This is a genomic window from Kibdelosporangium banguiense, from assembly GCF_017876405.1.
In the GTDB taxonomy this organism is placed as follows: domain Bacteria; phylum Actinomycetota; class Actinomycetes; order Mycobacteriales; family Pseudonocardiaceae; genus Kibdelosporangium; species Kibdelosporangium banguiense.
On record NZ_JAGINW010000001.1, the window covers coordinates 155864 to 167459 of the forward strand.

At 67.4% G+C, this 11596-nt stretch carries 10 protein-coding genes; 5 read left to right on the forward strand and 5 right to left on the reverse strand.

Features of this window, described 5'->3' with window-relative positions:
* Positions 1-106 precede the first annotated feature (106 nt).
* Together JOF56_RS00820 and JOF56_RS00825 are read left to right on the forward strand one after the other, a co-directional pair.
* On the forward strand, positions 107-805 hold the full coding sequence (locus JOF56_RS00820; protein WP_209633377.1) for a response regulator transcription factor: 699 nt from the start codon (positions 107-109) through the stop codon (positions 803-805).
* Positions 802-2295, forward strand: coding sequence for a sensor histidine kinase (locus JOF56_RS00825; protein ID WP_209633379.1), 1494 nt, complete (start codon positions 802-804; stop codon positions 2293-2295). Before JOF56_RS00820 ends, JOF56_RS00825 begins: the two co-directional genes overlap by 4 nt.
* Here the strand turns inward: JOF56_RS00825 and JOF56_RS00830 are convergent.
* The gene (locus JOF56_RS00830; protein ID WP_307854859.1) at positions 2209-3015 is read right to left on the reverse strand and encodes an alpha/beta fold hydrolase; all 807 of its coding nucleotides are present in this window, start codon (positions 3013-3015) and stop codon (positions 2209-2211) included. The two genes, JOF56_RS00825 and JOF56_RS00830, sit on opposite strands and share 87 nt — an antisense overlap.
* A complete protein-coding gene (locus tag JOF56_RS00835; protein ID WP_209633383.1) occupies positions 3015-5645 on the reverse strand; it encodes a valine--tRNA ligase in 2631 nt (876 codons plus the stop codon). Before JOF56_RS00835 ends, JOF56_RS00830 begins: the two co-directional genes overlap by 1 nt.
* 236 nt (positions 5646-5881) lie before the next feature.
* Between JOF56_RS00835 and JOF56_RS00840 the strand changes: the two genes are divergently transcribed.
* The 3 genes from JOF56_RS00840 to JOF56_RS00850 all read left to right on the forward strand — a co-directional run bounded on the left by JOF56_RS00840 (position 5882) and on the right by JOF56_RS00850 (position 10082).
* Positions 5882-6769, forward strand: a complete 888-nt coding sequence (locus tag JOF56_RS00840; RefSeq protein WP_209633385.1) for a hypothetical protein — start codon at positions 5882-5884, stop codon at positions 6767-6769.
* A 113-nt stretch (positions 6770-6882) separates the two neighbouring features.
* Positions 6883-7623 (forward strand): ABC transporter ATP-binding protein, encoded by a 741-nt coding sequence (locus JOF56_RS00845; protein WP_209633387.1) that lies wholly within the window; start codon positions 6883-6885, stop codon positions 7621-7623.
* The gene (locus tag JOF56_RS00850; protein ID WP_209633388.1) at positions 7623-10082 is read left to right on the forward strand and encodes an ABC transporter permease; all 2460 of its coding nucleotides are present in this window, start codon (positions 7623-7625) and stop codon (positions 10080-10082) included. Before JOF56_RS00845 ends, JOF56_RS00850 begins: the two co-directional genes overlap by 1 nt.
* A gap of 67 nt (positions 10083-10149) precedes the next feature.
* On the opposite strand, the gene JOF56_RS00855 is transcribed toward JOF56_RS00850, so the two are convergent.
* From JOF56_RS00855 to JOF56_RS00865, 3 genes are read right to left on the reverse strand one after another with little or no spacing between them, the layout of a single operon-like run.
* A complete protein-coding gene (locus tag JOF56_RS00855) occupies positions 10150-10443 on the reverse strand; it encodes an Rdx family protein (protein WP_209633391.1) in 294 nt (97 codons plus the stop codon).
* Between the two features lie 32 nt (positions 10444-10475).
* The gene (locus tag JOF56_RS00860) at positions 10476-11153 is read right to left on the reverse strand and encodes an SDR family NAD(P)-dependent oxidoreductase (RefSeq protein WP_209633393.1); all 678 of its coding nucleotides are present in this window, start codon (positions 11151-11153) and stop codon (positions 10476-10478) included.
* A complete protein-coding gene (locus JOF56_RS00865) occupies positions 11150-11566 on the reverse strand; it encodes a VOC family protein (protein WP_209633395.1) in 417 nt (138 codons plus the stop codon). Before JOF56_RS00865 ends, JOF56_RS00860 begins: the two co-directional genes overlap by 4 nt.
* Positions 11567-11596: the final 30 nt, after the last annotated feature.

The window sequence follows — 11596 nt, forward strand, 5'->3', positions numbered from 1 at the left end:
CGAGCCTGTAGACCGAACCTGTGCCGTTCCTGTCACCAACCTGTCGAGTTTCTATCGGCAGCCCGCCCGCCTCGCTCCTCGCGCGCGTGTGACGCACCATGAGGATGTGAACAAGAAAAGCCCGGTGCGGCTGCTCGTTGTGGACGACGAGCCGCACATCGCCGACCTGGTCGCGACGGTCGCCCGGTACGAAGGCTGGCACGCGGTCACGGCCGGGACCGGCGAGGAGGCGCTGCGCCAGGCGAGCAGTTTCAGCCCGGACATCGTGGTGCTGGACCTGATGCTGCCGGACGTGGACGGGTTCACGGTGCTCGACGGCCTGCGGGCGACGGGTGCGATGGTGCCGGTGGTGTTCCTCACCGCGAAGGACGGCACCGCGGACCGCATCGCCGGACTGACCCGTGGCGGTGACGACTACCTGGTCAAGCCGTTCTCGGTGGAGGAGTTGATGGCCCGGCTGCGTGCCGTGCTGCGCCGCAGCAACGGGCCCGCGTGGAAACGGTCTGTGCTCGAAGTCTCGGACCTGACGATGGACGAGGACACTCGCGAAGTCCGTCGCGCCGACGAGCTGATCAGCCTGACACCGACCGAGTTCGAGCTGTTGCGCTACCTGATGCGCCGCTCCCCCGCGGTGCTGACCAAGGCACAGATCCTGGACCACGTCTGGGAGTACGACTTCGGCGGCCGATCCAATGTGGTCGAATTGGTCGTGTCACATTTGCGCCGCAAGATCGACGACGGGCGTGAACCGTTGATCCACACCGTCCGCGGCGTGGGCTACGTCGTGCGGCGGCCACAAGGATGAATCGCTGGCAGCGCACCCCACTCGGCACCCGCCTGGCCCTCGCGCTGGGCGTTTTGTCGTTGGTGGTGTTCGGGATCGTCGGGACCGTGCTGGTCACCAGTACCCGCGACTTCCTGGAGCGCCAGCTCAACCAGCAGATCACCAAGACCCAGTACGACCAGGCGATGTATCTCAACAAGCAGATATCCGCCTACCAGTCCAAGTGGAAGGCGCCGCAGGACTGGAAACAGATCACCTACGACCCGGCGACCGGCACCGTCTCACCGATCCCGGGCAACCCGCTGCCCTCAGAGGACGGCGTCGAGGACCTCACCCGCCTGGCCAAGGACATGGCCGGCAAGCCGGAGGAATACCGGACGATCTCCATCCACGGCGAGGGCACGTTCCAGGCAAGGGCCTGCCAGATCGAGATCGGCAACCAGCAGGTGGTTCTGATCAGCGCGGCCCCGCTGGGCGATCTCAACAGCACGATGCGGTGGCTGCTGATCGTGTCGATCTCGGCGTTCGGTGCCGCGTTGGTCGTGCTGGTGGTCGCCGGCCGGCTGGTGCTGCGCCGGGGTCTCCGCCCACTCAGCGACATGGCCCACACAGCGCACGACATCGCGTCGCACGACCTCACCGACTCCAGCAACCTCCCGGTCCGCGCCGACGGCAAGGGCGGAGGACCTGAGGTCGAGGAGCTTCGCACAGCGCTCAACGTGATGCTCGACCATATCGACTCCTCACTGGCCGCCAGGACCGCTGCCGAGCAACGGCTACGCCGCTTCATCGCTGACGCGTCGCACGAGTTGCGTACGCCGCTGACGTCGATCCGTGGCTACGCGGACCTGTTCCGGTACGCGGCCGCCAACGAGCCCGCGGAACGCGAGGCGCATCTAGCCAAGATCCGCGAGGAGACCGAGCGGATGAGCGTACTCGTCGACGACCTGTTGCTGCTGGCCCGGCTCGACTCGGAGACCCCGCTGCGACTGGAGGAGATCGACCTGGTCGACGTAGCCTCGGCGGCCGCGCAAGCGTTTGTCGCGGCCCATCCGCAGTACCCATTGGACTTCGAGGCGCCCAGCCGCGTCATCGTGCACGGCGATCCCATGCGGTTGCGGCAGGTACTGGACAACCTGCTCACCAACATCGCCCGGCACACCCCGCGAGGGACTTCCGTCCAGCTGGAGGTCACGGGCGGCGCGGTCATGATCGTCACCGACACCGGCCCGGGTATCCCGCCCGAGCACCAGGCCCGGATCTTCGACCGGTTCTACCGGATCGACGACTCGCGCAGCCGCAACATCGGCGGCACCGGCCTGGGCCTGTCGATCGTGCACTCGATCATCACCGCGCACGGCGGGACGGTGAACCTGTCCAGTCAGCCCGGCCGGACGACCTTCATCATCTCGCTGAACCCGGAATCAGAGCGCGCGCAGCCAGTCCATCGCGACCGGACAGGCGCGGAGCACCGAGACGTGACCGTCCCTGGGCCGCAGCCAGAGCTCTGACATCGAGCAGTGGCGGGTGAGCCAGTCACCGTGGGACGGCGGGATCACTCGGTCCTCGCCGCCCTGCACAACCAGGACTGGGGCTTCGACCTGCGCGAGGTCGAAGCCCCAGGGCTTGGCGAACGCGACGTCGTCGTCGATGCTGCCCTCGGGCCCGGCCTGCGTCGCGCGGACCGCGTCATCGCCTACCGAGGACCAGTCACTTTGCAAGGCAGCCCAGTCGGTCGCGGTGAAACTCTCGGGCTTGAACTCTTCCGTCTCGGCGAACCGTGTCCGCGCCTCGACGCCCTCAGCGGCTGCACGAAGACCACTGTCGTCGAACATACCCGCGTACCAGTCGTAGCTGTCGTTGAACGGCGCGACGCTTGCCAAGGTCACCATGCTCGTCACACGTTCAGGCAACAGCGCGGCACAAGCGAGCGCGTGCGGTCCGCCGCCGGAATAACCCATCGTCGCGAACTGCTCGATGCCCAGCTCGTCCATGATCTGCCGGACGTCATCGGCGGCAGAGGTCACGTCCCGGCCGCGATATGGGCTCGACTCGCCATAGCTGGGCCGCGCATACGTCACCAGCCGGATGCCGCGCTCCTGAGCTGCTTCGACCAACGGCGTGTACAGGATCCCGGTGTGCGGCGAGCCTTGGTGCCAGAGCACCGTCAGCCCGCCGCCACCAGTGTCATTGACCTGGAGCAGACGGCCGTCCGCCAGCGTGACATCCATCATGCACTCGGCAAGGCGCCGATCCGGGCGTTGATCCGGTCGATATCCGCCAGGGCCGCGTCCCGCCGGACCTTGATCTTGTCGACCACGTCCGCCGGGGCCTTCTCGGTGAACTTCGGGTTGCCGAGCTTGCCCTCGCACTGCGCGAGTTCCTTCTGCGCCGCGGCGAGGTTCTTGGCCAGGCGCTTGCGCTCGGCCTCGACGTCCACCGCGCCCGAAAGGTCCAGTTCGACCATGACGTGCGAGCCGGCCAGCGACACCTCCAGCGAGGCACTCGCCGAGAACGACTCGTCCGGCTCGGTCAGCCGGGCCAGGGTGGCGACCGCACCGGAGTGCGCCGACAGTCCCGCCGAGTCCACACCGGACAGCCGGGCGCTGACCTTCTGGCCCGGCTTGAGGCCCTGTCCGTCCCGGAACCGGCGGATCTCGGTGATGAGCTTCTGCACGTCCTCGATGCGCTGCGCCGCGCCCGTGTCCACGGCCGAACCGGTCGCCGTCGGCCAGTCGGTGATCACCAGCGACTCACCGCCGGTCAACGCCTTCCACAGCTCCTCGGTGACGAACGGCGTCACCGGGTGCAGCAGGCGCAGCACGACGTCGAGCACATGGCCGAGCACCGCGCGGGTGGCGTCCCCACGGCCCTCGGCGATCTGCACCTTGGCCAACTCCAGGTACCAGTCGCAGAACTCGTCCCAGGTGAAGTGGTACAGCGCGTCGCACAGCTTGGCGAACTGGAACGACTCGAACAGGCCGTCCACTTCGGACACGAGTGCGTCGGCGCGGTCGAGGATCCAGCGGTCGGCGTCGGTCAGTTCGGCGCGCGGCGGCACCGGCAGCGCGGTCGTGGCACCGTTCATCAGCGCGAACCGGCTGGCATTCCACAGCTTCGTGACGAAGCTACGCGAGCCGGAGGCCCATTCCTCGGCCAAAGCCATGTCGTTGCCCGGGTTCGCGCCACGGGCCAGGGTGAACCGCAGCGCGTCGGCGCCGTAGCGCTCCAGCCACACGATCGGGTCGATCACGTTGCCGCGGGACTTGGACATCTTCTTGCCGAACTGGTCCCGGATCAGGCCGTGCAGGTACACGTGGTCGAACGGCTGGACGCCGTCCATCGCGTACAGGCCGAACATCATCATCCGGGCGACCCAGAAGAACAGGATGTCGTAGCCGGTGGACAGCACGCTGGTCGGATAGAACTTCTTCAGATCAGCGGTGTTCTCCGGCCAACCCAGCGTGGAGATCGGCCACAGGCCCGAGGAGAACCACGTGTCGAGCACGTCCGGGTCCTGCGTCCAGCCCTCGCCGGCCGGCGGCTGCTCGTCCGGGCCGACGCACACGATCTCGCCGTCGGGGCCGTAGTAGACCGGAATCCGGTGCCCCCACCACAGCTGGCGGGAGATGGTCCAGTCGTGCATGTTGTCGACCCAGTCGAAGTAGCGCTTGGCCAGCTCCGGCGGGTGGATCTTGGTGCGGCCGTCGCGCACGGCGTCGCCCGCGGCCCGTGCGAGCGGCTCGACCTTCACCCACCACTGCATCGACAAGCGCGGCTCCACGACCGTGTCGCAACGCGAGCAGTGCCCGACCGCGTGCAGGTACGGGCGCTTCTCCGCCACGATCCGGCCCTGCTCACGCAGCGCGGCCACCACGGCGGGCCGGGCCTCGAACCGGTCGAGACCCTCGAACGGGCCCTTCACCGTGATCACGGCGAGCTCGTTCATCATCGTGATGTTCGGCAGGTTGTGCCGCTGGCCGATCTCGAAGTCGTTCGGGTCGTGCGCGGGCGTCACCTTGACCGCGCCGGTGCCGAACTCCAGGTCGACGTGCTCGTCGGCCACGACCGGGATCGTCCGGCCGGTCAGCGGCAGCTGGATCTCCTTACCGACCAGGTGCTTGTAGCGCTCGTCGTCCGGGTGCACGGCCACGGCGGTGTCGCCGAGCATGGTCTCCGCGCGCGTGGTCGCCACGACGATCGAGCTGTCGCCGTCGCCATAACAGATCGAGACGAGCTCGCCCTCGTCCTCGGAGTGCTCCACCTCGATGTCCGACAGCGCCGTGCGGCACCGCGGGCACCAGTTGATGATCCGCTCGGCGCGGTAGATCAGGCCGTCGTCGTAGAGCTTCTTGAAGACCGTCTGCACCGCCTTGGACAGGCCCTCGTCCATGGTGAAGCGCTCACGGCTCCAGTCGACGCCGTCACCCAGGCGGCGCATCTGACCGAGGATCCGGCCGCCGTACTCGTCCTTCCACTCCCAGACGCGCGAGACGAACTCATCGCGGCCCAGGTCGTGCCGGGAAAGGCCTTCTTTCTCGGCCAGGGCACGCTCCACCACGTTCTGGGTCGCGATACCGGCGTGGTCCATACCGGGCAGCCAGAGCACCTCGTAGCCCTGCATCCGGCGGCGCCTGGTCAGCGCGTCCATCACGGTGTGGTTGAGCGCATGGCCCATGTGCAGGTCGCCCGTGACGTTCGGCGGCGGCAGCACAATCGTGAACGGCGGCTTGTCCGAGGAGGCGTCGGCCTGGAAGTAGCCTGCCTCTACCCAGCGCCGGTACAGCCGTCCCTCTACCGCTTCCGGCTGGAATGCGGCCGGAAGATCAACGGTGGGCTGGGGGGTGGCTGTCTCTGTCACGGTTACAGAGTTTACGAACTACGCCGGAGCGCTTTCACCCGCATTACCTACTCATACGATCGGGTGTAATCCGGAAAGGCATCGCACCCAATCACCACGCATTGTGACTCAGCGCACCCGGCACACTACGCGTAACCACTGGTTTTACGCAACGTGGTCAGGCTAGGCTCGGCCGGTCCGGTGTGGAACGACACCACGGGGCTGCCGGGCTCGCCGATCACGCGCGCGAGGGAGACATGCCCGAGGACCCAGTGAACGATACAGCCACTTCGCCACGCTCGTTCCTCAAGCGCTATCGCGCCAAGGTCGCCACGCTCGGCGTGGGCGTCGCGGTCGTGGCCGGAGTCGTGACGTTCAACGAGGTACGCGGTACCGCCGAACCAAGGACTGTCGACGTTACTGCGGCGGCGCCGACGGTTCAAGTAGACCTCACCCGGCCGTTCACCGGCACACCCGCCGCGGACTGGCCGGACGGCGAGACGGGAATCGTCGCCCCGCAGGCCACGGCCATCGGCCCGTTCAGCGCCCAGCAGGTCGGCGACGCGCTCACCAAGGTGCGCCAGGCGGTCATCACCTCCCGGCTGGACCGGGACGTGCTCGAGAAGCACGACATCGAGCGCTACGTGTCGCTGCTGGCCAAGGACTCGCAGAAGAGCGTCCGGCCGCTGTTCAGCAAGGACCCGAGCGAAGCGCACGTGTACGCCACACGGCTCGCCGACGGCTTCACATTGCTGCCCGCGGCACCGAAGGTGCACGGCAAGATGTGGGTCGAGCAGGGCACGCGGCCAGGCGAACTGGTGGTACGCACCAACTACGTGTTCGCGTACGCGTTCAACTACGACTCTCCCGACAAGCTCGCCGACGCGATGGACATCATCGTGGTCGACCGGTGGGACGTGGACTACTCGGTGCTGACCGGCAAGTACACGCCGAGCAGCCAGGGACTCTGGCCCAGCAGGCTGCAGGGATTCACGTACTCGATGGGGTGCGAGGCGTTGCGCGCCGGTTTCCTGGCGCCCGCGTACAGCGAGCGTCGCGCGAACGCCGCGTCGAGCACGCCGAGCAACCGCGGTGCGTACTTCGATCCGAGCAGCGAACTGCCCGCCAGCAGCACATGTGACTGAGTTCCGTCATCCCTGAGGCGGACCCGCGCGGCCCGCCTCCCTCTGCAGACAGAGAAGCAAGATCTGTCTGCAGGCAGACGTTTTCCGTCCCCGGATCCGGGACCGTTGGACGCGTGAATCCACCGCCAGCAGTCCAGGCCACCGATCTGTCCAAAGTGTACGGATCGGGCGATGCCAAGGTCGTCGCACTCGACCACGTCACTGTCCAGCTCCCGCCACAGCGGTTCACCGCGATCATGGGGCCGTCCGGCTCCGGCAAGTCCACGCTCATGCACTGCCTCGCCGGGCTCGACCGGCCGACCACGGGCACAGTGCTGCTCGGCGGCACTGAGACGTCGTCGTTGTCCGACGCGAAGCTGACGGCGTCAAGGCGTGACCGTGTCGGATTCGTGTTCCAGGCATTCAACCTGCTGCCGACGCTGACCGCGTGGGAGAACATCGTTCTGCCGCTGGACCTGGCCGGTCGGCGGCCGGACCAGGCGTTCGCCGACGCGATCATCGACGGCATCGGCCTGCGGCACCGCCTCGGGCACCGGCCCAGCCAGCTGTCGGGCGGACAGCAGCAGCGCGTGGCGTGTGCCCGCGCGCTGATCACCCAGCCTGAGGTGGTCTTCGCCGACGAGCCGACCGGCGCGCTGGATTCGCGGTCGTCTGCCGATGTGCTCGGGTTTCTCCGGCGCAGTGTCGACGAATTAGGCCAGACCGTCGTGATGGTGACGCATGAGCCGACAGCGGCCGCGTATGCCGACCGCGTGTTGTACTTCGCCGATGGCCGTGTGGTCGGCGAACTGACCGAGCCGACCGCCGACGGCGTGTTGGACCAGATGAAGCACCTCGAGAAAGTGACTGCCTGATGCTTCGCGCAATGTTGCGGGATCTGCGCGCACACAAAGGCCGGATCGCGATGACGCTCGTCGCGATCGTGCTCGGCGTCGGGTTCGTGGTGGCCACGTGGGTGGTCTCGGACTCGACCGCCAAGAGCCTGGCCGGAGCGGACCTGCGCGACGATGTCGGTGTGTCCGTCCAGATCGCCGACCGCGGTCCCGAGCTGACACCGGCGGACCTCGATCGGTTGGGGCGCATCCCGGGGGTGGCAAACGCTTCCGGCGTGGTGTTCGGCCACGCGGGGCTGATCGGATCGGACGGCAAGCTGATCTCGTCCCGGCCCGACCAGGCCGGCACCGGCTGGGATTCCTCAGCCCGGTTCGATCTGGTGGACGGCCGCGCGCCGGTGCCGGGCGAGGTGGCGCTGGGCGAGCAGCAGGCCCGGCAGGCCGGGCGCCAGGTCGGCGACAAGACCCGGGTCCTGCTCGCCGACGGGCGATCGCTGGAGGCCACCGTGGCCGGTGAGTTCGTGTACCGGCCGTTCGACGAGCCGTCGCCGGGTGTGGCGTTCGGCGATCCGGGTGTGCTCGGCGATCGCTTCACGCGGGTCGAGCTGACCGCGAAACCCGGGGCGAACGTCGACGCGATCGCGTCCGCAGCACGTGGCCTGGTCGATCCCGCGTTGCGGAAGGTCGCCACTGGGCCGCAGCTCGTCGCAGAGGCACAGACACGCGCCGACGCCTCGGCCCAGTCCGTCCGGGAATCGCTGCTCGGCTTCGTGGCCGTGGCGTTGCTCGCGGGGATATTCGTCATCGCCAACACGTTCTCGATGCTCGTGACGCAGCGGACGCGGCAGCTGGCATTGCTGCGGGCCGTCGGGGCCAGTCGCCGCCAGGTTCGCCGCGCGGTGCTGATCGAGGCCGGGGTGCTCGGCTTGATCGGGGCAACCTTGGGGATCGCGCTCGGGATAGGGATCTGTCTGCTCGGTTTGTGGCTCATGCGGCCCGAGGGCCAGCCCACCTCGTTCTCCGTGTCCCCCACAAGCATTCTTGTCGGGTACGCAGTCGGCGTGGTGGTCACCATGGTCGCCGCGTACAGCTCCGCGCGCCGGGCCGCTGCCGTGTCACCGATGGCCGCGCTCCGCACGGATGCTTCGTTCGAACGCCGGTCTCTTGTCACACGGACGGTCCTTGGCCTGACATTGTTGGCCGGTGGCGTCCTCGCGGTCGTCCTGACGCTGGCCAATAACCTGTCCACAACGGAGCGGCTTGTCGCCATGGGTGGCGGCATCGTTGCCTGGATCGGTGTTCTGTTGCTCGCGCCAGTACTCGCGGACCTCGTCCTGCGCCCGGCGGGGCGGCTGCTCAGCCGCTGGGGCGGGGCTGCGATGCGTCTGGGGGTTCGCAACTCCATCCGCGACTCCCGGCGTACCGCAGCCACAACATCAGCCTTGATGGTCGGTCTCGCGTTGGTGTGCGCGTTCGCCACACTCGGCGAATCGACCGTCTCCATGCTCAGTTCGGCAATCCGCGGCATCATTCCGGCGTCGGCGACGGTAGTCGAGTCACCGACGAGTGGAACCCCGCTCGGCACAGACGTCCTGGACAAGGTGCGGGCATTGCCGGGGGTCGGCAACGCTTCCGCCGATCGGTACGGGTCCGTCAAGGTCACCCACAACGGCTCGACCTCGTCGACCAGCCTCTCGGCGATCGAACCCGACGGCGTGATCAAGCCAGAAGTCATCTCGGGCACCGCGGATGTGCGCCAGGGCGCTGTCGTGGGCGAGAACGAGGCGGCCATGATCGGGGTAGGTATCGGCGACCAGGTCACCCTGCAACTGGACCCCGTCTCCTCAGTCACCACAACAGTTGTCGGACTGCACCGGGGAACCGAGGGCAGGCCACTGTTCTACATCGACGTGGCCGCCATTCCCGCCAAGTACCGCGACACTCGCGTAACCACCGTCTACGCCACCGGCCCTGATGCCTCTGCGGTCCGTTCCAGCATCGAAGCGGCCTTCGCCGACCGGCCGGACGTCATCGTGACCGACCGCGAGGGCGTCATCGAGTCGGCCACAACCAGCTTCCAGCTCATCCTTACCCTGATGTACGCCTTATTCGGCGCCGCCATCGTGATCGCGGCCTTCGGTGTGGTCAACACCCTCGCCCTGTCGGTGATGGAACGAACCCGCGAGATCGGCGTCCTGCGCGCCGTCGGCGCCGGCAGACCCTTGATCCGCCGCGCCATCCGCCTGGAAAGCGTCGTCATCTGCACCTACGGCGGCCTACTCGGCATCCTCGTCGGCATAGCCTTCGGCGCCGTCATGCAACACGCCATGTTCGGCCAGTCCCTCTGGGAGATCTCCGTGCCCTACCCAGTCATCGCCACGGCCCTCATCGGCATGCTCATCGTCGGCGTCCTCGCCGCCCTCTGGCCCGCCCGCCGCGCCTCCCGCATCAACATCCTCACCGCAATCGCCACATCATGATCCTGGAACATGCGCAGAGCCCGCAGCACCATCGCATGCGATTGTGCGATCCTGCCGCAGGTTCGGCTCAGCTGGGACGCTGGCGGCGGTCGACGTGACCGAGGTCGCGGTCAGGTGCGATGCGATCGCGGACCAACTGCTTGAGAGCCGACAGGTCCGGGAAGCCGTCCTGCTGCTTGCGCGACCAGATGGTTTCACCGTCGAGCCGGATGTCGAACACGCCGCCGGTACCCGGGATCAGTGCGACCTCACCGAGTTCGGTGGTGAATGTGGTCAGCAGTTCCTGGGCGGTCCACCCGGCACGGAGCAGCCATCGGCATTGCGTGCAGTACTCGATCTCCAGGCGCGGCTCTCTCGTCATGTGGATCAGTATCGCTGTATTGGCACAGTCCCTCAGGTCCGCAGATAGGAGGCGCCGTTGAGATCCAGTACGGCCCCGGAGGCCCATTGCGCGGCCGGCGAGGCGAGGTAGACCACAGCCGCCGCGACCTCCTCTGGCTTGGCGACCCGCCCGAACGGGCTCTGGGCCAGGACTTCGTCGGTCACCATGTCGGAGACCCGGTCGGTCTCGACAAAGCCTGGCGCCACTGATGCCACCGAGATTCCGTACGGCGCTAGGGAAACAGCCAGGGACTGGCCGAGCGAGTGCAACGCCGCCTTGCTCGCGCCGTACGCGGGCATGCCGGGCTCGCCACGGAACGCCCCTCGCGAGCCGACGTTGACAACCCGGCCGGAGCCTCGCTGCATCATGTGCTGCGCAACGCAGTAGGACATGTTGGCGGCGCCGAAGACGTTGACTTCGAAGGTCCGGCGCCAGAGCGACTGCCAGTCCTCATAGGACTTCTCCGGCAGCGAGCCCAGCTCGACCAGCCCGGCGTTGTTCACCAGGACATCGATGGCGCCAAGGGTTTCGATCGCCGAGGAGACAGCTGAGGCGATCGCGGCCGGATCAGCGAGATCAGCATCCGAGGAGGACAACGCGACCACATTGTCACCGAGCTCACGGAAGGCCGAGGCGATGGCCGCACCGATCCCGCGTGAGCCACCGGTGACCAGAACACCACGGCTCACTTGGCGAACACCTGCGACTCGTCCTTGAAAGCCTTGAACTCCAGGGCATTTCCGGCCGGATCCCGGAAGAACATCGTCCACTGCTCGCCCGGCTCACCTTCGAACCGCAGGTAGGGCTCGATCACGAACTCTGTCCCGGCTGCCCGCAGCCGGTCGGCCAGGACGTGGAACTCCGGAATCGGCAGGATCAGACCGAAGTGCGGCACGGGCACGTCGTGACCGTCGACCGGGTTGCGACCGGAGTCACCATGCGCGCCGGGAACGACGTGGGTGACGACCTGGTGGCCGTAGAAGTTCCAGTCGACCCAGGCATCGGCGGAGCGGCCCTCTTCAAGCTTGAGCACGTCTCCGTAGAACGCGCGGGCCTTGGCGAGGTCGTCAACGGGTATGGCCAGGTGGAATCCGGGTTTCATGACTCCACCCTGACCGCTCAATGTCCGAAT

Coding starts and splice junctions, on each gene's coding strand:
- JOF56_RS00825 (WP_209633379.1), top strand. CDS start 802: ATGAATCGCTGGCAGCGCACCCCACTCGGCACCCGCCTGGCCCTCGCG.
- JOF56_RS00830 (WP_307854859.1), bottom strand. CDS start 3,015: ATGGATGTCACGCTGGCGGACGGCCGTCTGCTCCAGGTCAATGACACT.
- JOF56_RS00840 (WP_209633385.1), top strand. CDS start 5,882: ATGCCCGAGGACCCAGTGAACGATACAGCCACTTCGCCACGCTCGTTC.
- JOF56_RS00850 (WP_209633388.1), top strand. CDS start 7,623: ATGCTTCGCGCAATGTTGCGGGATCTGCGCGCACACAAAGGCCGGATC.
- JOF56_RS00855 (WP_209633391.1), bottom strand. CDS start 10,443: ATGACGAGAGAGCCGCGCCTGGAGATCGAGTACTGCACGCAATGCCGA.
- JOF56_RS00865 (WP_209633395.1), bottom strand. CDS start 11,566: ATGAAACCCGGATTCCACCTGGCCATACCCGTTGACGACCTCGCCAAG.